21 protein-coding genes are annotated in these 25,764 nt (G+C 59.3%); 14 read left to right on the plus strand and 7 right to left on the minus strand.

The window, feature by feature from the left end:
- Positions 1–243: 243 nt before the first annotated feature.
- The 3 genes from ACP7EE_RS16640 to ACP7EE_RS16650 all read left to right on the plus strand — a co-directional run bounded on the left by ACP7EE_RS16640 (position 244) and on the right by ACP7EE_RS16650 (position 4,919).
- The gene (locus ACP7EE_RS16640) at positions 244–1,944 is read left to right on the plus strand and encodes a glutamine--tRNA ligase/YqeY domain fusion protein (RefSeq protein ID WP_426235336.1); all 1,701 of its coding nucleotides are present in this window, start codon (positions 244–246) and stop codon (positions 1,942–1,944) included.
- Positions 1,945–1,964: 20 nt separating this feature from the next.
- Positions 1,965–3,347, plus strand: a complete 1,383-nt coding sequence (gene cysS, locus ACP7EE_RS16645) for a cysteine--tRNA ligase (RefSeq protein WP_420649002.1) — start codon at positions 1,965–1,967, stop codon at positions 3,345–3,347.
- 366 nt (positions 3,348–3,713) lie between these two features.
- Positions 3,714–4,919: an MFS transporter gene (locus tag ACP7EE_RS16650; RefSeq protein ID WP_426205470.1), complete on the plus strand. Its 1,206-nt coding sequence runs from the start codon at positions 3,714–3,716 to the stop codon at positions 4,917–4,919.
- 115 nt (positions 4,920–5,034) lie between these two features.
- Here the strand turns inward: ACP7EE_RS16650 and ACP7EE_RS16655 are convergent, their stop codons facing one another.
- Positions 5,035–6,939 (minus strand): sigma-54-dependent Fis family transcriptional regulator, encoded by a 1,905-nt coding sequence (locus tag ACP7EE_RS16655; RefSeq protein ID WP_426235338.1) that lies wholly within the window; start codon positions 6,937–6,939, stop codon positions 5,035–5,037.
- A gap of 248 nt (positions 6,940–7,187) precedes the next feature.
- Between ACP7EE_RS16655 and ACP7EE_RS16660 the strand changes: the two genes are divergently transcribed.
- From ACP7EE_RS16660 to ACP7EE_RS16685, 6 genes are read left to right on the plus strand one after another with little or no spacing between them, the layout of a single operon-like run.
- Entirely contained in the window at positions 7,188–8,282 is a 1,095-nt protein-coding gene (locus tag ACP7EE_RS16660) for an ABC transporter ATP-binding protein (RefSeq protein ID WP_426235340.1), read from the plus strand.
- A complete protein-coding gene (locus ACP7EE_RS16665; RefSeq protein ID WP_426235342.1) occupies positions 8,282–9,397 on the plus strand; it encodes an ABC transporter ATP-binding protein in 1,116 nt (371 codons plus the stop codon). Before ACP7EE_RS16660 ends, ACP7EE_RS16665 begins: the two co-directional genes overlap by 1 nt.
- Positions 9,394–10,260 carry a carbohydrate ABC transporter permease gene (locus tag ACP7EE_RS16670; protein ID WP_426235344.1) on the plus strand — a complete coding sequence of 289 codons (867 nt, stop codon included), beginning with the start codon at positions 9,394–9,396 and terminating at the stop codon, positions 10,258–10,260. The genes ACP7EE_RS16665 and ACP7EE_RS16670 overlap by 4 nt, the downstream gene beginning before the upstream one ends.
- A gap of 9 nt (positions 10,261–10,269) precedes the next feature.
- Positions 10,270–11,070: a carbohydrate ABC transporter permease gene (locus ACP7EE_RS16675; RefSeq protein WP_426235346.1), complete on the plus strand. Its 801-nt coding sequence runs from the start codon at positions 10,270–10,272 to the stop codon at positions 11,068–11,070.
- Positions 11,071–11,080: 10 nt separating this feature from the next.
- A complete protein-coding gene (locus ACP7EE_RS16680) occupies positions 11,081–11,353 on the plus strand; it encodes a DUF2160 domain-containing protein (RefSeq protein WP_426205416.1) in 273 nt (90 codons plus the stop codon).
- A gap of 47 nt (positions 11,354–11,400) precedes the next feature.
- Complete coding sequence (locus tag ACP7EE_RS16685; protein ID WP_426235348.1) at positions 11,401–13,143, plus strand: extracellular solute-binding protein; 1,743 nt, start codon at positions 11,401–11,403, stop codon at positions 13,141–13,143.
- Positions 13,144–13,186: 43 nt separating this feature from the next.
- Here the strand turns inward: ACP7EE_RS16685 and ACP7EE_RS16690 are convergent, their stop codons facing one another.
- From ACP7EE_RS16690 to ACP7EE_RS16715, 6 genes are all read right to left on the minus strand, one after another.
- A complete protein-coding gene (locus ACP7EE_RS16690; RefSeq protein ID WP_426235350.1) occupies positions 13,187–14,032 on the minus strand; it encodes an alpha/beta fold hydrolase in 846 nt (281 codons plus the stop codon).
- Between the two features lie 29 nt (positions 14,033–14,061).
- Positions 14,062–14,967: a class I SAM-dependent methyltransferase gene (locus ACP7EE_RS16695; protein ID WP_426235352.1), complete on the minus strand. Its 906-nt coding sequence runs from the start codon at positions 14,965–14,967 to the stop codon at positions 14,062–14,064.
- Positions 14,968–15,011: 44 nt separating this feature from the next.
- Positions 15,012–16,235 (minus strand): YcaO-like family protein, encoded by a 1,224-nt coding sequence (locus ACP7EE_RS16700; RefSeq protein WP_426235354.1) that lies wholly within the window; start codon positions 16,233–16,235, stop codon positions 15,012–15,014.
- Positions 16,236–16,285: 50 nt separating this feature from the next.
- The gene (locus ACP7EE_RS16705) at positions 16,286–16,414 is read right to left on the minus strand and encodes a hypothetical protein (RefSeq protein WP_420648990.1); all 129 of its coding nucleotides are present in this window, start codon (positions 16,412–16,414) and stop codon (positions 16,286–16,288) included.
- A gap of 378 nt (positions 16,415–16,792) precedes the next feature.
- On the minus strand, positions 16,793–18,226 hold the full coding sequence (locus ACP7EE_RS16710) for a heavy metal sensor histidine kinase (protein ID WP_426235356.1): 1,434 nt from the start codon (positions 18,224–18,226) through the stop codon (positions 16,793–16,795).
- Positions 18,223–18,897, minus strand: coding sequence for a heavy metal response regulator transcription factor (locus ACP7EE_RS16715; RefSeq protein ID WP_420648988.1), 675 nt, complete (start codon positions 18,895–18,897; stop codon positions 18,223–18,225). Before ACP7EE_RS16715 ends, ACP7EE_RS16710 begins: the two co-directional genes overlap by 4 nt.
- Before the next feature lie 361 nt (positions 18,898–19,258).
- Here ACP7EE_RS16715 and ACP7EE_RS16720 point away from each other — a divergent pair, with 361 nt between their 5' ends.
- From ACP7EE_RS16720 to ACP7EE_RS16740, 5 genes are all read left to right on the plus strand, one after another.
- On the plus strand, positions 19,259–20,530 hold the full coding sequence (locus ACP7EE_RS16720) for a TolC family protein (RefSeq protein ID WP_426235359.1): 1,272 nt from the start codon (positions 19,259–19,261) through the stop codon (positions 20,528–20,530).
- A 48-nt stretch (positions 20,531–20,578) separates the two neighbouring features.
- Positions 20,579–21,793, plus strand: coding sequence for an efflux RND transporter periplasmic adaptor subunit (locus ACP7EE_RS16725; RefSeq protein WP_426235361.1), 1,215 nt, complete (start codon positions 20,579–20,581; stop codon positions 21,791–21,793).
- Between the two features lie 25 nt (positions 21,794–21,818).
- Positions 21,819–24,965: a CusA/CzcA family heavy metal efflux RND transporter gene (locus ACP7EE_RS16730; RefSeq protein WP_426235363.1), complete on the plus strand. Its 3,147-nt coding sequence runs from the start codon at positions 21,819–21,821 to the stop codon at positions 24,963–24,965.
- Positions 24,966–25,038: 73 nt separating this feature from the next.
- Positions 25,039–25,239 carry a co-regulatory protein PtrA N-terminal domain-containing protein gene (locus tag ACP7EE_RS16735; RefSeq protein WP_426205407.1) on the plus strand — a complete coding sequence of 67 codons (201 nt, stop codon included), beginning with the start codon at positions 25,039–25,041 and terminating at the stop codon, positions 25,237–25,239.
- 78 nt (positions 25,240–25,317) lie between these two features.
- Entirely contained in the window at positions 25,318–25,650 is a 333-nt protein-coding gene (locus ACP7EE_RS16740; RefSeq protein WP_426235365.1) for a DUF2790 domain-containing protein, read from the plus strand.
- The last annotated feature ends 114 nt before the right edge of the window (positions 25,651–25,764 follow it).

Here is a 25,764-nt window from a genome sequence, read left to right on the forward strand (position 1 = left end):
TACTCTTTATAAGGAATTCGTGGGTATTGGGACCTACAGGCCCTTTACCGGTTCAGCCCGCAAGGGCCAAGGTGCGCAGTTTAGCGTGACAGGCGCGAATTTCGAGGCTGTTTTTCAAATCCCGGCGATTAAATGCATACCTTTTAGGCCCTGCTCTGTCAGGTGCTTGACAGCATCGGCTATGATAGCGGCTTTGTTTTGTCAGGCCTGTGTCCCGGCCGCGCACGTACGTTCAAGGATCCTATGAGCAAGCCCACTGTCGACCCTACCTCGAATTCCAAGACCGGCCCTGTCACGCCGGTCAATTTCCTGCGCCCGATCATCCAGGCGGACCTGGACTCGGGTAAGCACACGCAGATCGTCACCCGTTTCCCGCCTGAGCCCAACGGCTACCTGCACATCGGTCACGCCAAGTCGATCTGCGTGAACTTCGGCCTGGCCCAGGAGTTCGGCGGCGTCACCCACCTGCGTTTCGACGACACCAACCCGGCCAAGGAAGACCAGGAATACATCGACGCGATCGAAAGCGACGTCAAATGGCTGGGTTTCGAATGGTCCGGCGAAGTGCGCTACGCCTCGCAGTATTTCGACCAGCTGCACGACTGGGCGGTCGAGCTGATCAAGGCCGGCAAAGCCTACGTCGACGACCTGACCCCGGAGCAAGCCAAGGAATACCGTGGCAGCCTGACCGAGCCGGGCAAGAACAGCCCGTTCCGCGACCGTTCGGTCGAAGAGAACCTCGACTGGTTCGCCCGCATGCGTGCCGGCGAATTCCCGGACGGCGCCCGTGTGCTGCGCGCGAAGATTGACATGGCTTCGCCGAACATGAACCTGCGCGACCCTATCATGTACCGCATCCGCCACGCGCATCACCATCAGACCGGTGACAAGTGGTGCATCTACCCGAACTACGACTTTACTCACGGTCAGTCGGACGCCATCGAAGGCATCACGCACTCGATCTGCACCCTGGAATTCGAAAGCCATCGTCCGTTGTACGAGTGGTTCCTCGATGCGCTGCCAGTGCCGGCGCACCCGCGTCAGTACGAGTTCAGCCGTCTGAACCTGAACTACACGATCACCAGCAAGCGCAAGCTCAAGCAGTTGGTTGACGAGAAACACGTGTTTGGCTGGGATGACCCGCGCATGTCGACGCTGTCGGGTTTCCGTCGTCGCGGCTACACCCCGGCGTCGATCCGTAACTTCTGCGACATGGTCGGCACTAACCGTTCCGACGGCGTGGTCGACTTCGGCATGCTCGAGTTCAGCATCCGTCAGGACCTGGACCAGAACGCCCCGCGTGCCATGTGCGTGCTGCGTCCGTTGAAGGTAGTGATCACCAACTATCCGGAAGGCCAGGTCGAGAACCTCGAACTGCCGCGTCATCCGCAGAAAGAAGAGCTCGGCGTGCGCGCTCTGCCGTTCGCCCGTGAAATCTACATCGACCGCGATGACTTCATGGAAGAGCCGCCAAAAGGCTACAAGCGCCTGGAACCGAACGGCGAAGTGCGTCTGCGTGGCAGCTACGTGATCCGTGCCGACGAGGCAATCAAAGACGCCGACGGCAACATCGTCGAGCTGCGTTGCTCGTACGACCCGGAAACCCTCGGCAAGAATCCTGAAGGCCGCAAGGTCAAAGGCGTGGTGCACTGGGTGCCGGCTGCTGCCAGCGTCGAGTGCGAAGTGCGTCTGTACGATCGTCTGTTCCGTTCTCCAAACCCGGAGAAGGCTGAAGACAGCGCGAGTTTCCTCGACAACATCAACCCTGACTCACTGCAAGTCCTCACCGGTTGTCGTGCCGAGCCTTCGTTGGGCAACGCACAGCCGGAAGACCGTTTCCAGTTCGAGCGCGAAGGTTACTTCGTCGCGGATATCAAGGACTCGAAACCGGGCGCGCCGGTATTCAACCGTACCGTGACCCTGCGCGATTCGTGGGGCCAGTGATTCAGTCTTAAGGAATGAACGTGCTTTCGATCTACAACACGCTCACCAAGAGCAAAGAAGTTTTCAAGCCGCTGGATGGCAACAAGGTGCGCATGTACGTGTGCGGGATGACCGTGTACGACTACTGCCACCTCGGCCACGGCCGCAGCATGGTCGCGTTCGACCTGGTGACCCGCTGGTTGCGGTTCAGCGGTTACGACCTGACCTACGTGCGCAACATCACCGACATCGACGACAAGATCATCAATCGCGCCAACGAGAACGGTGAATCGTTCGAAGCGTTGACCGAGCGCATGATCGCCGCGATGCACGAAGATGAAGCGCGCCTGAACATCCAGAAGCCGGACATGGAGCCGCGTGCCACCGATCACATCCCGGGTATGCACGCGATGATCCAGACCCTGATCGACAAGGGTTACGCCTACGCCCCGGGCAATGGCGACGTGTACTACCGCGTCGGCAAGTTCATGGGTTACGGCAAGCTCTCGCGCAAGAAGATCGAAGACCTGCGCATCGGTGCGCGGATAGAGGTCGACGAAGCCAAGGAAGATCCGCTGGACTTCGTGCTGTGGAAGGGCGTCAAGCCGGGCGAGCCAAGCTGGGAATCGCCGTGGGGCGCCGGGCGTCCGGGCTGGCACATCGAGTGCTCGGTGATGTCCACCTGCTGCCTGGGTGAGACGTTCGATATTCATGGCGGCGGCAGCGATCTTGAGTTCCCGCACCACGAAAACGAAATCGCCCAGAGCGAAGCGGCCACTGGCAAGACCTACGCCAACGCATGGATGCATTGCGGCATGATTCGCATCAATGGCGAGAAGATGTCCAAGTCCTTGAACAACTTCTTCACCATCCGCGACGTGCTCGACAAGTACCACCCGGAAGTCGTGCGTTACCTGCTGGTGTCGAGCCACTACCGCAGCGCGATCAACTACTCGGAAGACAACCTCAAGGACGCCAAAGGCGCACTCGAGCGTTTCTACCACGCGTTGAAAGGCCTGCCGAACGTCGCTCCTGCCGGCGGCGAAGCGTTCGTCGAGCGTTTCACCAACGTGATGAACGACGACTTCGGCACACCCGAAGCCTGCGCCGTGCTGTTCGAGATGGTGCGCGAGATCAACCGTCTGCGTGAGAGCGATCTGAACGCGGCGGCCGGTCTGGCGGCACGTCTGAAAGAACTGGCCAGCGTGCTCGGTGTGTTGCAGCTTGAGGCTGATGACTTCTTGCAGGCCGGCGCTGAAGGGCGGGTTGATGCCGCTGAAGTTGACGCGCTGATTGCTGCGCGCCTGGCCGCACGTGCCGGCAAAGACTGGGCCGAATCCGACCGCATCCGCGACCAGCTCACCGCCATGGGCGTGGTGTTGGAAGACGGGAAGGGCGGGACTACGTGGCGTCTGGCTGACTGATTGTTGTGGTTGTTGAAGACAAAACCCGCCGTGTGCGGGTTTTTGTTTTTCTGCTGGTTGGGGGATTTGTGCTGTTCTGAGATTACGCCCTCACCCTAACCCTCTCCCCCAGGAGAGGGGACTGATTGGGGGATGCTTCAGAAATACATCGACCTGAAACTGATGTGCTGAATCCATAATCAACTCGGTCATTCAGGTCGATGTATAGCGCCAGACACCTCGGTCGGCTCCCTCTCCCTCCGGGCGGTCCGACGTTTCGGGAGGGCTGGGGTGAGGGGGTTGCTTTCGGTGTCCGCATACGTCTTGATGTCGGCCACGCGTTCAGCCGGATGCTGAACAGCGACGATCATGAAAGGGAAAAAAATCATGGCCAATCACTATCGCGAACTTCTGGCAACCCCCGGCGCCACCGGGCTGGTGCTCGCGAGCGCCATCGCCCGTCTGCCTCAGGCAATGATCGGCATCGGTATCATCACCATGCTGGTGCAACAAACCGGTGTGTATTGGCTGGCCGGCGCGGTCGCCGGTGTGTTCACCCTGGCCAATGCACTGCTCGGCCCATACATCTCGAAACTGGTGGACCAACGCGGCCAGAGTCGCGTGCTGCCCGTCGTGACGGCGTTCAGCATTGGCATGTTGCTGGCGCTGATCCTCGCCGTGTACCTCAAGGCGCCCACCGTACTGCTGTTTATTCTGGCGGCACTGGCAGGAACGATGCCGAGCATGCCGTCGATGATCAGAGCGCGTTGGTCGCAGCTGTTCCGTGGCAAGCCGCTGTTGCACACGGCGTTCTCTCTGGACACCGTGCTGACTGAACTCGCCTACATCATCGGCCCACCGCTGGCGATTGGCTTGAGCGTGAGCTTCTTTGCCGAAGCCGGGCCGCTGGTAGCGGTTGTGTTGCTGGCGGTCGGGGTGACGGCGTTTCTGATGCAGCGCCGGACCGAACCGAAAGTGGTGGTGGGCAATCGCGGCAGCAAAGGCTCCACGCTGCTTATTCCCGGCGTGCGCACCATCGTTCTCGCGCTGCTGGCGATGGGCGTGATTGGTGGGGCGATCGACGTGGCGGTTGTGGCGTTCGCCAATGCACAGGGCTGGCCCGAATCCGCCACGTTCATCCTTGCGTCCTACGCGCTCGGTTCGTTGGTCGCAGGTCTCACGTTTGGTGCGTTGAGGATTTCCTTGCCGATAGAAAAGCAGTTCTTCATCGGGATATTGGTTACCGCCGTCACAGGCGTATTGCCGATTTTCTCAACGGACGTTTATGTCCTGTCGCTGATGCTGTTTATTGCCGGAATGTCGTTTGCGCCGACCATGGTCGTGGTAATGAATCTGGGCACGATCATTCTTCCGCCGTCGCGGATCACCGAAGGCCTGACGTGGATGACCACCGGCATCAGCATTGGCGTGGCGCTGGGAGGCATGCTTTCGGGGCCGGTGATCGATGCTTATGGGGCGCGGGCGGGGTTTGGCGTGGCGATTGGTGCAGGGGGGATGATGATGGTGGTTGTGCTGGTTGGGTTGCGTACATTGGGTGCGGTCTCAACTACGAGGGTTGAGGCGGTCCATTAATAATTGGCAGTATTCGGAATTTCCCCTCACCCTAGCCCTCTCCCCCTGGAGAGGGGACTGATTGGGGGATGCTCACGAAATCTGGCGACCTGAAAGTCTTGCTCTGAATCCATAATCAACTGGTTTTTTCAGGTCGATGTAAAACGCCAGACACCTCGGTCGGCTCCCTCTCCTGGGGGAGAGGGCTGGGGTGAGGGTGGCGCAATCGCTTGTAAAGAGTATTGCGGCTAACCCCCAACCGCCGCGCCAGATGGGAAATATTCCCCCCGGCCAACTGCAATTCCCGATTCAACGCTTCGACATCATTCAGATCCACCGCCAGTGGCGGTGCCACTTCAACCGGCTCCATCTCCAGATCAACAAAAAAATCATCCGGCAAATGCTCCGGCCGCACCGGTTGTTCCTCGGCCATGGCCAGTGCCACCTGCATCACGCTGCTCACCTGACGCAAATTCCCCGGCCACGGATGCCGCTCGAACAAGTCCAGCACCTCGCGGCTCAGGCCCGCCCACTGCGACGGCTCGCGATGTTGTTCCCACAGCCGTTTAAATAACGCTTCCTTATCCGAACGCTCGCGCAACGGCGGCAATTCCAGAGTCAGACCGCCAATCCGGTAATACAAATCCTCGCGAAACCGCCCCAATTGCACCTGTTCACGCAAAGAACGGTTGGTCGCCGAGATGATCCGCAAATCCACCGCAAACACCTCGCTGCTGCCCACCGGCTGCACGCAACGCTCCTGCAACACCCGCAGCAGCCGTGCCTGGGTCGGCAACGGCATGTCGCCAATCTCGTCGAGGAACAGCGTGCCTTTGTCAGCCTTGCGAATCAGGCCGATGCTGCCTTTCTGATTGGCGCCGGTAAACGCGCCTTTCTCATAACCAAACAGCTCCGATTCGACCAGTTCGGCGGGGATCGCTGCACAGTTCACCGCAATAAATGCCTGTTTGCTGCGCGAGCTGGCCTGATGCAGGGCTTTGACGAACACTTCCTTGCCGACCCCGGTTTCGCCGTGGATCAGCAGCGGAATATCTTTTTCCAGCAAACGCTCAGCCTGACGCACGGCTTTTTCCACGCGGCTGTCGCCGAAATGCAAGGTGTTGAGGCTGATCGCGTTCGACGCAGCGACCGTCGGTTCAACAAACAGTCGTGGTTGAATCGGCACCTGTTTAGGGCGCTTCAACATGCACTGAAAACGGTTGCGGCCAGACGTCTGCAAGGCAAACGGCAAACCTTCAGGCTGATTGAGCAATTCCAGCAACGACACCTTGAACAGGCTCTCGACACTGACCCGCGACAGCCGCACGCCCAGCAGGTTATCGGCTCGGCGGTTGGCCGAAAGCACTTGGCCGCTCTCATCGAAGATCAACAAGCCGGCCCACTGGCTGTCGAGGTTGTTCAAACCGGTGTTGAAAGTCAGTTGAAAGTGCTGGCCGTGGAACAGGTTGAGGATCAGCCGGTTTTCCACGGTCTGGCTCATCATCTTGACCATTCCGAGGGTGTGCGAGGGCGGCAGGTAGCTGTCGCTGGACACATCCAGCACCGCAATAACCTTGCGTTCGGCATCGAAGATCGGCGCGGCGGACCCGGTCATGAAGCGGTTGGCCTTGAGAAAGTGTTCATCGTGTTCGATATGCACCGCCTGCTCGCAGGCCAGCGCCGTGCCGATCGCGTTGGTGCCGCTCGCGCGTTCGATCCAACTGGCACCAGCCTGAAACCCGCGCGCCAGGCTCGGTTCGATAAAGCGTTGCGTGCCCCACGACGTCAGCACCTGGCCCTGATTGTCGGCGAGCATGATCAGGCAGTTGGAATTGCTCAGAATGTTTTCGTAGTAGGGCAGCACTTCCTGGTGGGTGGTCTGCACCAGTGAGTGATGGCTTTCGAGCAGCTGCGCGATGCCAGCGGCGGGCAGTTGATCGAACGACGGCGTGCTTTGATGATCGAGACCGAACGCGCGGCAACGTGACCAGGAATCCTGGACGATGGCGTCGTGGGATAACGCGGAAGCGGGAGCGACCATGGCAGTCAGCCTCTGATGGGCATTTTTATTATTGTTATTGCACAGCGCCTGCGGGGCGCGGCAGTGCATAGAGTGTTGTTCACTATTGTTCATTGTCAATCGCTGAACTGTTCAAATGTGTTCAGCAATGAAGGTGGTTTAACCGCCGTTTCGGCGATTTTCACGACAAATCAACAGCTTGCCTTTTCTGGCACGAATGTCGCTCTAGTGCACAGGTCGCTTGACTCCAATAATAAAAAGGCCGAGCCATGTCACTCACCCTGGAGCACGTCAGCCGCACCGTCGAAGGCCAGATCTGGATCGACGATGCCTGCCTGAAATTCGAACCCGGTTCGTTCAACGTTTTGCTCGGGCGCACGCTGTCCGGCAAGACCAGTCTGATGCGCCTGATGGCCGGGCTGGACAAGCCCGACAGCGGCCGCGTCCTGATGAACGGCGTCGACGTCACCCAACGTCCGGTGCGTTTGCGCAACGTGTCGATGGTGTATCAGCAGTTCATCAATTACCCGACCATGACCGTGTTCGAGAACATCGCCTCGCCGTTGCGTCAGGCCGGGATTTCCAACGAACAGATCCATAGCAAAGTGCTGGAAACCGCGAAGATGCTGCGCATCGACAAGTTTCTCCAGCGCTACCCGCTGGAACTCTCCGGCGGTCAGCAACAGCGCACGGCCATGGCGCGGGCGCTGGTCAAGGATGCCGAGCTCATTCTCTTCGACGAGCCGCTGGTCAACCTTGACTACAAGCTGCGCGAAGAGCTGCGTCAGGAAATGCGCGAGCTGTTCAAGCTGCGCCACACCATCGCCATCTACGCCACCACCGAGCCCAACGAAGCACTGGCATTGGGCGGCACCACGACCATTCTTCACGAAGGCCGGGTGATCCAGAGCGGTGTGTCGACCGAGGTCTATCACCAGCCGCAAACGGTGCTGGCGGCTGAGTTGTTCTCCGAGCCGCCGATCAACCTGATGCCGGGGCGGATTGCCGGTAACGAAGTGAGTTTTGCCAATTTCGTGCACTTCCCGTTGAACGTCGATCTGCGTCCGGTGGGCGAGGGCGAGTTCCGTTTTGGCGTGCGCCCAAGCCATATCTCGCTGGTACCAAGCAACGACGACGATCTGGAACTGGCCGTAACTGTCGAAGTGGCCGAGATCAGCGGATCGGAAACCTTCCTGCATGTGCGTAACGAGCATTTCCTGCTGGTGTTGCACCTGCCCGGCGTCCACGAATACGACGTCGACGCGCCGATTCGCATCTACATTCCCACCCATAAACTGTTTGTGTTCGATGCGCAGGGCCGACTGGTTCAGGCACCGGGCCGGCGTATCGCGAGGGTTGCCTGATGGCCGAGATCCGTTTGCACCACCTCGCCCACAGCTACAGCAAAACCCCGGCGGGACCTGAGGATTACGCAATCCGCGAGATGGATCACATCTGGCAGCAGGGCGGCGCCTATTCCTTGCTCGGTCCTTCCGGTTGCGGCAAATCGACCTTGCTCAACATCATTTCCGGCCTGCTAAGTCCGTCCCAAGGCAAAGTTTTGTTCGATGGCAAAGAGGTCAACGACCTTACGCCGGAGAAGCGCAACATCGCGCAGGTTTTCCAGTTTCCGGTGGTCTACGACACCATGACCGTGTTCGATAACCTCGCATTCCCTCTGCGCAATCAGGGCATGGCCGAGGCAAAAGTGCACAGCAAGGTGCAGGAAATTGCCGAAGTCCTCGACTTGCAAAACCTGCTGAGCAAGAAGGCGAGCAACCTCACCGCCGACGAAAAGCAGAAAGTTTCCATGGGCCGTGGACTGGTGCGCGACGACGTATCGGCGATCCTGTTCGATGAGCCGCTGACGGTGATCGACCCGCACCTGAAGTGGAAACTGCGGCGCAAGCTCAAGCAGATCCACGAGCAGTTCAACATCACCATGGTCTACGTCACCCACGATCAACTGGAGGCCTCGACCTTCGCTGACAAGATCGCGGTGATGTACGGCGGCCAGATCGTGCAGTTCGGTACGCCCCGGGAATTGTTCGAGCGCCCGAGCCACACCTTTGTCGGCTATTTCATAGGCAGTCCGGGGATGAACCTGATTGAGGTGCAGCCTCAACCCGGCGGCGTTGGTTTCAACTCCACGCATCTACCACTGTCCGACGGCTTGCAAAGGCATATCGAGCACGGCCACTGGAAAAACCTCAAGGTCGGCATCCGTCCCGAGTTCATTCATGTATGGGACGAGCCGTTTGATGACGCGATGCGAGCACGGGTCGTACACGTCGAAGACCTCGGCACCTACAAGATCATGACCCTCGACCTCGACGGCGCACCGTTGAAGGTGCGTCTTGCTGAAGACAAACCGGTGCCGCAGGGCACGGCGTACATCAGTTTTCCGGCGCAGTGGCTGATGGTGTATGCCGATGAAGTCCTGCTCGATACCGCCGGCGACAACGAGGTGCTGTCATGAACAAAGTGCAGAACAACAAGGCCTGGTGGCTGGTGTTGCCGGTGTTCCTGCTGGTGGCGTTCAGCGCGGTGATCCCGATGATGACCGTGGTCAACTATTCGGTGCAGGACATCTTTGATCAGTCGAGCCGCTACTTTGTCGGCGCCGATTGGTACAAGCAGGTGCTGCTCGACCCACGCCTGCATGATTCGCTGCTGCGCCAGTTCATCTATTCGGCGTGCGTGCTGCTGATCGAAATTCCGCTGGGCATCGGCATCGCTTTGACCATGCCGACCAAGGGCCGCTGGTCGTCGGTGGTGTTGATCGTGCTGGCGATTCCGCTGCTGATTCCGTGGAACGTGGTCGGCACGATCTGGCAGATCTTCGGCCGCGCCGATATCGGTTTGCTCGGGTCGAGCCTTAACGCGATGGGCATCAGTTACAACTACGCGGCCAACACCATGGACGCCTGGGTGACGGTGCTGGTGATGGACGTCTGGCACTGGACTTCATTGGTGGCGCTACTGTGTTTCTCCGGACTGCGCGCAATTCCCGACGTGTATTACCAGGCCGCGCGGATTGATCGGGCCTCGGCCTGGGCGGTGTTCCGCCACATTCAGTTGCCCAAGCTGAAAAGCGTGCTGCTGATCGCGGTGATGCTGCGCTTCATGGACAGTTTCATGATTTACACCGAGCCATTCGTGCTCACCGGCGGCGGGCCGGGTAATGCCACGACCTTCTTGAGTCAGACCCTGACCCAGATGGCTATAGGGCAATTCGACCTGGGGCCGGCGGCTGCATTCTCGCTGGTGTACTTCCTGATCATCCTGCTGGTTTCGTGGCTGTTCTACACCGCCATGACCCACAACGATGCCAACCGCTGAGGCCCGGCCATGAGCAAAAGAAAGCTGATTCCGTTGCTGATCTACATCCTGTTCCTGCTGGTGCCGATCTACTGGCTGCTGAACATGTCGTTCAAGAGCAACACCGAAATTCTCAGCGGTCTGACACTTTTCCCACAGGATTTCACGCTGGCGAACTACAAGGTGATCTTCACTGACCCGAGCTGGTACACCGGTTATCTCAACTCGCTGTACTACGTCAGTCTCAACACCGTGATTTCCCTGAGTGTGGCGTTGCCGGCGGCGTATGCGTTCTCGCGTTATCGCTTTCTCGGCGACAAGCACCTGTTCTTCTGGCTGCTGACCAACCGCATGGCGCCGCCGGCAGTGTTTCTGCTGCCGTTCTTTCAGCTGTATTCGTCGATTGGCTTGTTCGACACGCACATCGCCGTGGCACTTGCGCACTGCTTGTTCAACGTGCCGCTGGCGGTATGGATTCTTGAAGGCTTCATGTCCGGCGTACCCAAGGAAATCGACGAAACCGCCTATATCGACGGCTACAGTTTTCCCAAGTTTTTCGTGAAGATTTTCATCCCGCTGATCGGCTCCGGCATCGGGGTGACGGCGTTTTTCTGCTTCATGTTTTCCTGGGTCGAACTGTTGCTGGCGCGCACCCTGACTTCGGTGAATGCCAAGCCGATCGCGGCGGTAATGACGCGCACGGTCTCGGCGTCGGGTATCGACTGGGGTGTACTGGCGGCGGCGGGAGTGTTGACTATTCTCCCCGGCATGCTGGTGATCTGGTTTGTTCGCAACCACGTGGCCAAGGGCTTTGCCCTGGGCCGGGTCTGAGGATCTGATGATGGAATGGATGAGCTGGACCGTCCCCACGGCCATATTTTTCATTGTGATTGGTTTGATCCTGGTGGGCATGACCACTTGGGAACTGCGCTCGCCGAGCATTCTGCGGCGCGGATTTTTGCCGATTGCCACTACCCGTGGCGATCGCTTGTTTATCGGTCTTCTCGGCAGCGCCTACCTGCATTTGCTGGTAATCGGCGTCACCGACTGGAGCATCTGGGTAGCGTCCGCGTTGTCCCTGGTGTGGCTGTTGGCTGTGATGCGTTGGGGCTAGTCGAATCGCTCGGCAACTGTGCTCCACAACTTAAACAGGAGGTCTCTATGTTCGACAAAAACAATAAGCTGCGACATAGCATTTCATTGGCAGCCATGCTGGCACTCAGCGGTTTGAGCGCATCCGCGTGGGCCGATGCCTACGAAGATGCGGCGAAAAAATGGGTCGGCAGTGAATTCAAACCCTCGACCCTGACGGCCGAGCAACAGCTTGAGGAATTGAAGTGGTTCATCAAGGCCGCCGAGCCGTTTCGCGGGATGGAAATCAAGGTGGTTTCGGAAACCCTGACCACCCACGAATATGAGTCCAAGGTACTGGCCAAGGCCTTCACTGAAATCACCGGGATCAAGCTGACTCACGACCTGGTGCAAGAAGGCGATGTGGTGGAAAAACTGCAGACAGCGATGCAGTCGGACAAGACGATTTATGATGGCTGGGTCAACGATTCGGATCTGATCGGCACGCACTTTCGCTACGGCAAGACCGAATCGATTACCGACCTGATGGCCAACGAAGGCAAGAACTTCACTTCTCCGACCCTTGATCTCAAAGACTTCATCGGCCTCTCGTTCACCACCGCGCCGGACGGCAAGATCTACCAATTGCCCGACCAGCAGTTCGCCAACCTGTACTGGTTCCGCGCCGACTGGTTCGAACGCGCCGATCTGAAAGCCAAGTTCAAGGAAAAGTACGGCTACGAATTGGGCGTACCGGTGAACTGGTCGGCCTATGAAGACATCGCCAAATTCTTCAGCGAAGACGTCAAGGAAATCGACGGCAAGCGCATCTATGGGCACATGGACTACGGCAAGAAAGATCCGTCGCTGGGCTGGCGCTTCACCGATGCCTGGTTCTCCATGGCTGGCGGCGGCGACAAAGGCTTGCCCAACGGCTTGCCGGTGGACGAGTGGGGTATTCGCGTCGAGGACTGCCATCCGGTGGGTTCCAGCGTGACCCGTGGCGGCGATACCAATGGCCCGGCGGCGGTGTTCGCGACCACCAAGTACGTCGACTGGATGAAAAAATACGCGCCACCGGAAGCGGCGGGCATGACCTTCTCCGAGTCCGGCCCGGTGCCGTCTCAGGGCAACATCGCTCAGCAAATCTTCTGGTACACCGCGTTCACCGCCGACATGACCAAACCGGGCTTGCCAGTGGTCAACGCCGACGGCACGCCGAAATGGCGTATGGCGCCGTCGCCGAAAGGCCCGTACTGGGAAGAGGGGATGAAGCTCGGTTATCAGGACGTGGGTTCGTGGACGTTCCTCAAATCGACGCCTGAAAAACAGAAACTTGCGGCCTGGCTGTACGCGCAGTTCGTGACCTCGAAAACCGTATCGCTGAAGAAAACCATCGTCGGCCTGACGCCGATTCGCGAGTCGGATATCAACTCGCAAGCCATGACCGACCTCGCGCCGAAACTCGGTGGTCTGGTCGAGTTCTACCGCAGCCCCGCGCGTGTGCAGTGGTCGCCGACCGGCACCAACGTGCCGGACTACCCACGTCTGGCGCAATTGTGGTGGAGCCACATCGCGGAAGCCGCCAGCGGCGACAAGACCCCGCAACAGGCGCTCGACGGCCTGGCCAAGGATCAGGACGCGATCATGGCCCGTCTGGAACGCTCTAAAGTGCAACCGACCTGCGGTCCGAAAATGAACCCCGAGCGCGACGCGCAATACTGGTTCGATCAACCGGGCGCACCAAAACCGAAACTGGCCAACGAGAAGCCGAAAGGCGAAACCGTGAGCTACAACGAACTCCTGAAATCGTGGGAGGCGGCGCGCAAGTAAGCGTTTTTTGTGGGACTGAACGGCACCGAGAGGTGCCGTTTTTTTAGCGCTCGATTTCACGCTTCAACGCTCGCCGCACGGTTTTCAGGATGGCGTTCTCGAAGGCGTTGTGCCCTGCGTGCAGCAACCGGCAATGGATGTTCATGCGCTGGCGCAACCAGCGCACGCTGGCCATGCCGTGGACGTCGCGGATGCCTTGAATGATCAGGGTGTTTTCGTTGAGGCTCAGGTCTTCGTCCTTCGCGGTGAAGAAGTAACCGTTCAAGTGATAGTGCAATTCGAGACGGATCGCGCGAACGGCATGTTCGTCGGCAAAGTCCTCGATGGTGCTGTCCTGGATGGTTTGCCCGGAGCGGCGCATGATCGCCTTCAACCATTCGATGGCGGCGTGATGTTGTTGTGTCGGGCAGCCGTCGGTGAGTATCCGATAGAGGTCTTTGGCACGATGGTGCGCGGAGCCCGGAGTGACTTCCGATAACCCCGCATCAAGCGCTTGATCGTATGCGCGGACGTTGGCCGGAAACGGTACAAACAGCGACACCAGCGTGGTTTTCAGCACCGCGTGCGGGTAGCGCTGTTGGTACTGAATCGCCAGCCAACTGCCCCATGAGACACCCAGCACGCTGATTTTTTCGAAGCCGAAATGCTCGCGTAAGGCGTCGATGTCCTCGACGCAGAGGCCGGTGTTGTTATCGCGTAGTTCGCCGGAAGGCATTGATCGACCGCAGCCGCGCTGGTCGCTCAGGACGATGTCGAAGCAGCGCAAATCGAAGAATTGCAGATGATGCAGGCTGCAGCGACCGCCGGGCCCGCCATGCAGGAAAAACACCGGTTCGGCGCCAGGTGTTCCATGGCGTTCCCAGTAGAGTTGATGGCGGTCACTGGTCATGTAGCAGCCTCGACTGTGCGTTGAGCAGGTCATGTTGTTGGCACCGTCAGGCGATAGAACTGGAACAGTTCGGCCTGGCCAGAGCGCCCCGCGACGCACGACTGCAAGTGCAGATTGAGTGTCGCGGCCAGCCAGGACACGGCAATCAATACCGGCGTATGGCCGAAGATCAGGATCGTGCCGCCAGGCCGCACGCAGTGGACCAGCGACTCGAATACGCACTGGGCTTGCCGGCGAGTCAAGACTTCGGCGTTCAGGAAACGCAGGATCAATACGTCGCAATGGATGCCGGCATCGACGGCATCACCGGCATCCAGGCAGCGAAAGTCGATCGGCAATGCCGCGTGCTGCTGTCGCGCATGTTCGATCATCGAAGCTGAACGGTCAGAGGCGAGGAAGCGGCAGGCGGGCAGCGAACTTGCCAGATGCGCAATGAATTCGCCAGTCGAGCAGGCCGGGTCATAAATCAATCTACCTGGCGTCACCAGTGTCCGCAGCAACGCAGCGCAATACTCGCGCAAATGGGCTTCGTCAGCGTTCAGTCCTGTGGCCAGCGCCTCGCTGCATTGCCAGAACCCGGGCGGGCAAACGGCCTCTTGGTCAACACGGTCAATCAATGCAAAGGGAAACTGAATCTCACTGCCAGGCGTGCCGCGTGCGGCATCCAGCGCCGCGATTTTTTCCGATGGCGAGACCGTTTGAAAGTACATCGCCAGACCTTCATTTCCCCACTGCGACTCGACATGCGGCCCCAGCAACATCGAGGGTTTCAGCGCACTGCTCGAATGCCAACGACCGTTGTCCGCGCGTTGAAGAACTTTGCGGCCAACCCAGTCGCGACCCGCCACGCGCAGGAAAAACACCTGGTGTAGCCCGTTGGCCACAGGCTCGATATAGCAACTCAACGCAGCGGACTTTTTGATGTGGCTTGCCATGGACAGCCCCAGCGCACGCTCTCGAGCGTGATCGATTTCCACGTTCATCGGCGGTGTGCCTCTAGACGGCGACCGCGGACTTGCGGGATGACAACGTTGCCGCTGGACACCACAAAGAAGCGCTCAAGGCCCGGAATGACCACGTTGGCCAGCGTGGTGCCCAGTTCGGTCTGCTTGAGAATGCAGACGCCTGGCGTGCGTCCGTGGTTGTGCAGATCGCGCAACAAGTAGTCAACCTGCTCGGCCAGGGACGCTTGTTCAACGGGATCGCGCAGTGTCACCTCGCGATGTGGGCACACATGCAGTAATGCATGCGGATCGAACCGTACGCAGCGCAGCAGTCGCGGGAAAGGCACCAGATGCCGCTGTGCATTGCCCAAAGCTTTTCGGTATTCGGTTTGCGTCGCAGCGAGATGCAGTTGCACCAGTTCGCTCAGCGCCCGCCATGCCGCGTGGCGGGCATCGAGTGAGCAACCGGTACCAAACACACGTGGCAGCGCGCCGGGTGCGCTGGAGAAGGCCAAAAAGGTTCGCGCCTTGAATTCGTTACTGATATCCAGCAATACGATAGAGCCGCCGATCTCTTGCTCGGCATCCGCCCATGAACGGCCGAGGCTGTCGCTCTGATCGAGGCGTGCCACCCGGCGTAGCGGCAAATGGTTCTGGTAGTAAAAGTGATTCAGCAGGAACAGCGAGAGCGCATCGCGTTCGATGCATTCATTGGCAGCGTGCAGTACCGCTTCGTAATAGCTCGCGCCGATCGCGGTGCCGCTGTTGCTGGCGTAGCGTTGCAGAGCACGGTAGTTGGTGGTGTCTCGGGTAAAGCGCTGCTGGATATACGCAGGCGAGGTAAGGGCCAGCGGATAGGAAAACTCGACTGTTTGTGCTGGACAGGTGTAGGTGCGACAAGCAATCCCACGGTTTTGCTGCCCGGCAACCAGACGCAGTACCGAGTCATCGGCAAACAGCGAGGTGTCGGAAAAATAGCGGCCTGTTTGATAGTGCGCATCGGCAGGGCGCAGGTCGTCGCTCCAATAATGTTCGAGGGTTTCGTAGAGTGCGCCGAGGCGCGCGTGTTCGGCATAGCCTTTGCCTGCTCCGCGGGCCTGGCGACCATGGCTGTCGCGCAAGATCGCCTGTACGCAGACGACGTTGCGGCCGAGTGTCCGGGTGGTCGAAGCAATGCCCAGCCGGAACAGCTCGGCATCGATACGCTGTTGTGCCTGATCCGCCGTCAGCTCGCGCTCGGCAATCCTTGTGTTGTCCATGATTCCCTTCCTGTAAAAGAAAACGGGGGCGTGAAGCCCCCGTTTTTTTGTTACTCGGCGTCCAGTTCGGTGCGCTCTTCTTCAGTCAGTTGCAGCGCTTCGATCTGCTCCGGTGTCGGGGTTTGTTCCTCGTCGAGTTCAACGATCGGATTGGCGTTGGCGCTTCCCATGTAGCCCATGTGTGTTGCTCCTTTTCGGTTGGTTGGATGTGCTGTTTCAAGCACGAGCCAAATCTAAAGGCGCAGCGGAGCAACGGTCAAAAATGTCCAGACGTTTCAGTTTCGGGATTTTCAGCATGTCGAAATATGTACTGATAATCCGTGAATTGACGCTTGCCAGGTGCCCGGTTCGGGTGGCTCGAAGCCTCTCTGGCGCACGCTGCCGCGAGTAAACAGCGAATCCGGTTGAGCGACAAATAAGCCCCCGCTGCATCGCAAGGATTAACTGCCGGCGCGGTTTTGGTTCCGAAGTGCGTAAGACATTTCAGCTGAGGGGGGCAGCAGAATCGCGCGAAGTCATTTGCACCTGAATCTGGACGGCGTACGCGATGATTTTTCCTATAGGGAGCGAGAGTTCTGCGCACAAAAATCGGCTTGTTCGTAGCCAGGAAACACCAGCGTGAACGCCGTGATCCCGCCCGGCACGCTTGCAACCTGTGCTTCTCCCTGATGCAGGCTCATGATCGAGCGTACGATGGCCAAACCGAGGCCAGTACTGCCTTGAGTGCGCGAGCGACTGCTGTCGACCCGATAAAAACGGTCGAACAGATGCGGCAGATGTTCGGCTTCAATGCCTGGGCCGGGATTGCTCACCCTCAGTGAAATCTGCGTAGCGCTGCGTTCAATCACCAATGAGACAGCATGTCCGGCCGGGCAATGGCGCAAGGCGTTGGACAGCAGATTGGAAATCGCCCGCTGGATCATCAACCGATCCCCCCGTACTGATGCGCTGCCCTGCACATTCAGGCTGATGTGCTTGTCTTGTGCCGACAGCGAAAACAGTTCTGCGACCTTCAATGCTTCCACTTCCAGTGCGACCGGTTCAAAGCTTGCGAGCGCCATCGGCTGACTGACCTGCGCCAGAAACAGCATGTCGGAAACGATCCGCGCGACGCGCTCCAACTCCTCGATGCACGACACCAGCACGTCTTTGTACTCATCCGGTGTGCGCTCGCGCGACAGCGTCACCTGCGCCTTGCCCATCAGGTTGTTGATCGGCGAGCGCAGTTCGTGGGCGAGGTCGTCGGAGAACTGCGACAACTGCTGCACGCCGCTGTCGAGGCGATCGAGCATAAAGTTGATACCGCGTGCCAGCTCGCTCAACTCTTGCGGCATGTTCACCATCGATAGCCGATGATCCAGATCCTGCGTGGTCACCCGCGCCGCCACTTTGCGAAATTCGCGCAACGGCGCCAGCCCGCGCTGCACCGCGCCCCACGCGCTCAGGCCGATGAAGATCAGCAGCAACGGCAAGGCAATCAGCGTCGAGCGCAGATAGGCACTGAGCAGTGCCTGATCATGAGCGTTGTCGGTGGATAACAGCACCGCGACGCGGTTGCCGTTCTTGATGGCGATCAGCCTTGAGGCAGTGAGGAATTTTGCGCCCTCGGCATCGGTGCTGCTGGTGTAAAGCAGTTGCTCGGAGGAGGCGCGCACCGCTTTCAGTTCCAGGCGCGGATCGGCCATGCCGGAGCCGGATTTGAGCAGCGGCGTGCGCAATTTGTGCTGGTCATAAATGGTCAGTGTCAGGTTGTCGTGGCCCATTACCTGATCGAGCAGAATATGCGGTTTCGCACTGATTTCGCCGACGTCGGCGTACAGCGACAGGCTGTGTTCGACCTGCTCCATCTTCTTTTGCAGGCTGTCTCTGGAGAGCGCATTCAATTCATGGGTCAGGGCGAAATACGCCAGGATCGCCAGGAACACCACCAGCAGCGCCCCAAGAATACTCACCGTCAAACCCAGGCGCAGCGACAGACTGGCCGGCTTCATTCTCGCGCCTCCAGCACATAACCGACGCCGCGCAGGGTGTGGATCAATTTGCTGTCGAACGGGTCATCGATCTTCGCTCGCAAACGGCGGATCGACACTTCGACCACGTTGGTGTCGCAGTCGAAGTTCATGTCCCACACCAGCGAAATGATCTGAGTGCGCGTCAACACTTCCCCGGATTGGCGCATCAATAGATGCAGCAGGGCGAATTCCTTGGTGGTCAGGTCGATGCGCTGCTCGCCGCGAAAGGCGCGGTGGCGTCCAGGATCGAGTTCCAGATCGGCGACTTTCAAGACTTGCGGCTGCGGAATGTTTTCGCTGCGACGCATCAGGCTGCGCACCCGCGCGAGCAATTCGGGAAACTCGAAGGGTTTGACCAGATAGTCGTCGGCGCCCAGATCCAGTCCACGAATCTTGTCGGCCAGACGCCCGCGCGCGGTGAGCATCATCACCCGCGTGGAGCGCGTGCGCCGTAGTTGTTCGAGCACGCCCCAACCGTCCAGCTCTGGCAAATTCACATCAAGGATCACCAGGTCATAAACCTGCTGTTGCGCCAGATGCAGTCCATCGGCGCCGGTGGCTGCACGGTCGACGATATAACCACTTTCGGTCAGACCCTGATGCAAATACTCGGCAGTTTTAAGCTCGTCCTCGACGACAAGGATTCGCATGATCAATCACCACTTTTATTTAATGGATCCGTAATTAAGGTGGTCGGGAAAGTTATTGTTTTTGTATGGGCTTCCGAACGGTTTAGTTCTGTTGTCCTACAGCTGTTTCTTCGGTTTGCAGGCGCGCAAGGTAAAGGCTGTAGTGGCTACAGAGTCAACAGAACTGCCGTTAAATCAGCGCTCTGCGACAATCCATTTGTTTCTTTGTATTGCCAAATGCTCGACAAACTCTGCGCATGCTAGTGCAAAACAGTTCGCTGCAACTCTGGATAACGGATTTGTAATGTTGCAGTCACCTTGTCGATAAGTTCAAAACTCTACCGTGGCGGCAATCGAATCCTGATTTAAAGGAAATACGCCATTGCCCGGTTTAATAGAACTGACGGCGCGCTCACGCCTGAAAAAAACGCGGCAGGTGATAACTGTCGCCTGCCTGTTAATGCTGACCGGCCCGACCGCTGCGTCAGGCGCCACATTGACCCTTGATCAGGCGTTGCAAACGGCCTTCGCCGGCAACCCGGATCTGGCGGCGGCGCAGTGGGAGATCGGCATCGCTGAGGGTGATCGGCGTCAGGCCGGTTTGATCCCCAATCCCGAGGTGTCCTGGGAAGCCGAGGACACTCGCCGCGAATCGCGCACCACCACGGTAATGCTCAGCCAGCCGCTTGAACTGGGCGGAAAGCGCGGTGCGCGCATCGATGTCGCCAGCCGTGCGCAGGATGCCGCCGGGATTGAACTGGAGCGCAAGCGCAATGGCTTGCGCGCGGATGTGATTCAAGCGTTTTCCAGCGTGCAAACCGCTGAGCAGCGCCTGCAATTGTCGCGTCAGTCTTTGGCATTGACCGAGCACAGTTTGCGCGTGGCCCAAGGACGAATCACGGCAGGAAAATCCTCGCCGGTCGAAGGCACGCGGGCGCAGGTGCAACTGTCCGAGGTGCGTCTGGAGTTGAGCCGGGCCGAGCGCGATCAGGCCAACGCCTATCAGCAATTGGCGCAGGTCATGGGCGCGCCATTAGCGGTTTCGACCGTTGTGCCGAGCGCCACGCAAAGCCTTCCGGCTGCACCGTCCTCGACCACCTTGCTGGAACGTCTGAACCAAACCGCCGACCTGCGTCTGGCGGCGTTGCAGATTGATCAGCGTGAGGCTTCGTTGGGACTGGAAAAAGCCCAGCGGATTCCTGATCTGACGGTGAGCGTCGGCAGTCAGTACAGCGAACTTGAGCGCGAGCGAGTCAACGTGGTCGGCTTGTCGATGCCGATTCCGTTGTTCAACCGCAATCAGGGCAACGTTCTGGCCGCCGCCCGACGCAGCGATCAGGCGCGCGATCTGCGCAACGCCACCGAGCTGCGCCTGCGCACTGAAATCCAGACCGCGCTGGCGCAGTGGCAGACCGCCAATGGCGAGGCCAGTGCATTCAACCAGACCGTGTTGCCGGCCGCGCAGAGTGCCGTCGACAGTGCAACGCGCGGTTTCGAAATGGGCAAGTTCGGCTTTCTCGATGTGCTCGACGCCCAACGCACCTTGATCAGCGCGCGCGCCCAATACATCCAGGCCGTCGCCGAAGCGACCGACGCCCGCGTGCGCATCGAACGCATCTTCGGTGACCTCGGCGCGTTCGGCGTCAGCCCCTGAATCTCACTTTCAAAGCACTGCGCGCTGGCCTGACGCAGAGGAGTTTGCATGGACAAAAAACTGATAGTGGTCGCTGTGGCGACTTTGGCGCTGGGGATTGGCATTGGCTCGACGTGGATGGGCGATTCAGCGCATTCCTCCAACGACGCGCATGCTGATGAAGCGGCGGAGCACGCCGATCACGCCGACGAACACGCAGCGCAGAGCGCAGAGCATGTCGAAGGCGAAAGTGAAGAAGGCCACCTGACTTTGACTGATGAGCAGATTGCGGCGGCCGGTATTGGCCTGGCGCAAGCGCGGGCGCAGAACATCAGCCTGGCGTTGCCGTTCCCGGCCGAAGTGCGCTTTGACGAAGATCGCACCGCGCACGTGGTGCCTCGGGTGCCGGGGGTGGTTGAGTCGGTGGCGGTCAATCTCGGGCAATCGGTGAAAAAGGGCCAGTTGCTGGCGGTGATCGCCAGTCAGCAGATCTCCGATCAACGCAGCGAACAGGCTGCCGCGCAGCGTCGATTGGTACTGGCGCGCACGACTTATGAGCGCGAGAAAACCTTGTGGCAGGACAAGATCTCCGCCGAACAGGATTTCCTTCAGGCGCGCCAAGCGTTGGAGGAAGCAGAAATTGCTTTGAACAACGCTCGGCAGAAAAACGGCGTACTCAGTGGCAGCACGGCCGCCAATGGCGGCAATCGTTATGAACTGCGCGCGCCATTCGACGGCGTGGTGGTGGAAAAACACCTGACGCCAGGGGAGGTGGTTGATGAAACCAGTGCCGCGTTCACGCTCTCCGATCTATCGCGCGTTTGGGTGACGTTTGGCGTTTCACCCAAGGATTTGAATCGGGTCCAGGTGGGCAAACCGGTGACGATCAGCGCGGCTGAGCTCAATGCCGAAGTCGAAGGCACGGTGGCTTACGTCGGCAGCCTGCTGGGCGAGCAGACGCGCACTGCGACGGTCCGTGTGACTCTCGCCAACCCGCAGGGCGCCTGGCGTCCAGGCTTGTTTGTGACCGCACTGGTCGCCACCGACAGCCGTCAAGTGAAGGTCGCGGTGCCCGAAGCCGCCATCCAAACCGTCGAGGACAAACCCACGGTGTTCGTGCGCACCGCCGACGGCTTCAAGACGCAAGTGGTGACGCTCGGCAATCGCGCGGGCGGTCAGGTGGAAATCACTCAAGGGCTGGATGCCGGTGTGCAAATCGCCAGCGCCGGCAGCTTCGTTCTCAAATCGGAACTGGGCAAGGCTTCGGCCGAGCATTCCCATTGATCCGCCCCTCGACGAGAAGATTCTCATGTTCGAACGCCTGATCCAGTTTGCCATCGAGCAACGCATCATCGTGCTGCTCGCCGTTTTGCTCATGGCCGGCCTCGGCATCGCCAGCTATCAAAAGTTGCCGATCGATGCCGTGCCGGATATCACCAACGTTCAGGTGCAAATCAACACTGGCGCCGCCGGGTTCTCGCCGCTGGAAACCGAGCAGCGCATTACCTTTCCGATCGAAACCGCGATGGCCGGTTTGCCTGCGCTGGAACAGACCCGCTCGCTGTCGCGTTCGGGGCTGTCGCAGGTCACGGTGATTTTCAAGGACGGCACTGATCTGTTCTTCGCCCGGCAGTTGGTCAACGAACGTTTGCAGACCGCCAAGGAGCAACTGCCCGAAGGCGTTGACGCGGTGATGGGGCCGATTTCCACCGGCCTCGGCGAGATTTTCCTGTGGACCGTGGAAGCGCAGGAGGGCGCGCGCAAGGATGACGGCACGCCTTACACGCCGACCGATCTGCGGGTGATTCAGGACTGGATCATCAAGCCGCAGTTGCGCAACGTCGCAGGTGTGGCCGAGATCAACACCATCGGCGGGTTTGCCAAGGAATATCAGATCGCGCCCGATCCGAAGAAACTTGCCGCTTACAAACTGACCCTCACCGATCTGGTGACGGCGCTGGAACGCAACAACGCCAACGTCGGCGCCGGTTACATCGAGCGCAGTGGCGAGCAGTTGCTGATTCGCGCGCCGGGCCAGGTTGCCAGCACCGAGGACATCGCCAATATCGTCATGGCCAATGTCGATGGCACGCCGATCCGGATTCGTAACGTCGCCACCGTCGACATCGGCCGCGAACTGCGCAGCGGCGCCGCCACTGAAAACGGTCGGGAGGTGGTACTCGGCACGGTGTTCATGTTGATCGGCGAAAACAGCCGTACGGTCTCGCAAGCCGTCGCCAGCAAGCTGGAACAGATCAACCGTTCGCTGCCCAAAGGCGTGATCGCGGTGCCGGTTTACGACCGCACGCATCTGGTGGACAAAGCCATTGCCACGGTGAAAAAGAACCTGATCGAAGGCGCGATTCTGGTGATCGCGATCCTGTTCCTGTTCCTCGGCAACATCCGCGCGGCGCTGATTACGGCGATGGTGATTCCGCTGTCGATGCTGTTCACCTTCACCGGCATGTTCACCAACAAGGTCAGCGCCAACCTGATGAGCCTCGGCGCGCTGGACTTCGGCATCATCGTCGATGGCGCGGTGGTGATCGTCGAAAACACCTTGCGCAGGCTGGCTCATGCGCAACAGAAATACGGGCGTTTGCTGACGCGCAGTGAACGATTCCATGAAGTGTTTGCAGCGGCCAAAGAGGCGCGGCGGCCGCTGATTTTTGGCCAGTTGATCATCATGGTCGTCTACCTGCCGATCTTTGCCCTCAGTGGTGTCGAAGGGAAAATGTTTCACCCGATGGCCTTCACCGTGGTCATCGCGTTGCTTGGCGCGATGCTGCTGTCGGTGACCTTTGTGCCGGCGGCGATTGCGTTGTTTGTCACCGGCAAAGTCCAGGAGAAAGAGGGTGTGGTGATGCGCGGTGCGCGTCAGTTGTACGCTCCGGCGTTGAACTGGGTCATGGGCCACAAGCGTTTTGCGGTGGCTGCGGCATTGGTTGTGGTGGTGCTCAGTGGTGCAGTGGCCAGCCGCATGGGCAGCGAGTTTGTGCCGAGTCTCAGTGAAGGCGATTTCGCCCTGCAAGCTTTGCGTGTGCCGGGCACCAGCCTGACGCAATCGGTGGACATGCAGCAGCGTCTGGAAACCGTGATTCTCAACAAAGTACCGGAAGTCGAGCGCGTATTCGCTCGCACCGGCACCGCCGAAATCGCCTCCGATCCGATGCCGCCGAACATCTCCGACAGTTACGTGATGCTCAAGCCGAAAGATCAGTGGCCGGACCCGGACAAGTCGCGCGAGACGCTGATGGCCGAGTTGCAGGCAGCGGCGGCGACGTTGCCGGGCAGCAACTATGAACTGTCGCAGCCAATCCAGTTGCGCTTCAACGAACTGATCTCCGGGGTGCGCAGTGATGTGGCGGTGAAGGTGTTTGGTGATGACATGGCGGTGCTCAACGCCACGGCCACCAAGATCGCTACGGCGATGCAAAAGGTCAATGGCGCCTCTGAGGTCAAGGTCGAGCAGACCACCGGACTGCCAGTGCTGACCATCAACATCGACCGCGACAAGGCTGCGCGTTACGGGCTCAACGTTGGCGATGTGCAAGACACGATTGCCGTAGCGGTCGGTGGACGTCAGGCCGGTACGTTGTATGAAGGCGACCGCCGCTTCGACATGGTGGTGCGTTTGTCCGATGCGATGCGCAAGGACATTGACGGACTGTCGGCGTTATTGATTCCAGTGCCGGCTATTAATGGCGCGGCTAATCAGATCGGGTTTATCGCGTTGAATGAAGTCGCCAGCCTCGACCTGGTGCTGGGGCCGAATCAGGTCAGCCGCGAAAACGGCAAGCGCCTGGTGATCGTCAGCGCCAACGTGCGCGGGCGTGACATCGGCTCTTTCGTCAGCGAGGCCGGCACCACGATTGAGCGCGATGTGCAGATCCCGGCCGGTTACTGGATCAACTGGGGCGGGCAGTTCGAGCAGTTGCAGTCGGCGGCCAAGCGCTTGCAAATCGTGGTGCCGGTGGCGTTGCTGCTGGTGTTCGGGTTGCTGTTCATGATGTTCAACAACCTCAAGGACGGCTTGCTGGTGTTTACCGGAATCCCGTTTGCATTGACCGGTGGCGTCATGGCGCTGTGGCTGCGCGATATTCCGTTGTCGATTTCGGCGGGTGTAGGGTTTATCGCGCTGTCCGGGGTGGCGGTGCTCAACGGGTTGGTGATGATTGCCTTCATTCGCAATCTGCGCGAGGAGGGGCGTTCGCTGTCTGACGCGATCAACGAAGGCGCGCTGACACGTTTGCGCCCGGTGCTGATGACCGCGCTGGTGGCGTCCCTGGGTTTTATCCCGATGGCGCTGGCGACCGGCACCGGTGCGGAGGTGCAGCGTCCGTTGGCGACGGTCGTGATCGGCGGAATCCTGTCCTCGACCATCCTCACGCTGCTGATATTGCCGGCGTTGTACCAACTCGCGCATCGGCGGGATGAGGAGATAACGGATATGTAATTTCCCCGCCACCGTCACGATAGGTTCGGATTGTTACCTTGATCCCGTCAGTTACTTAAACGAGGAATCAAACATGAAACTCGCACAAATCAGTACTTTTGCCGCAGCGCTGCTGATGTCTTCCGTGGCCTTGGCTGAAGGGGGCGGCGACCGCACCTTCGAGAAAATGATGACCGCCAATGACCGCTCGGTGGAGCTGTTTGTCGCCCGAGAGCAGGCGCGTGATCCGGTCGTCGTCCACGAGAAAAAGGACGAGAAGACTCAAGACTTGTAAGCGTGTCGCATCTGAACCAGCCCGTCATCGCGCATCGATGCCGGGCTTTTTTATGAGCCGGATTTGCAGGAGATGGATATGAACGTGTTTAAGTTGATGATCGCCGCAGGCGTAGTTGCAGTGTCGCTGAACGTGTCCGCTGAGGGCGGCGGCGACCGGACGTTTGAACGCGCCTTCAGCGCCAACGCCAAAGCCATGCAGCAATACGCCGCCAGCCAGGGTAAACCGGCGCCGGAGGTGAAGGAGTATGAGTACGGGATGCAGCTGGATGTGGTGAAAGTGGTCAGCGTTGTGCGGCCGAAAGCTGCGTGCGCTGTGGTGCCGACGGCGATGACTTACGAGGATTCCAAGGGGCGGCTGAATACCGTCAGGTATAGCGTGGCGGGGGATTGTCGTAAGCGTGGGGGATGAAGGCTCCGTGTATTTGGGTTGAAATGTTTAATGCCGTTGGAGAAATGCTGAAGTTTCCCACGGTGTTTTCAGGTTGTCCGTCGGACGGCCGCTCTCTAGTCTGTATCCGTACTT

The organism is Pseudomonas sp. TWP3-2 (assembly GCF_049897765.1).
Lineage (GTDB): Bacteria > Pseudomonadota > Gammaproteobacteria > Pseudomonadales > Pseudomonadaceae > Aquipseudomonas.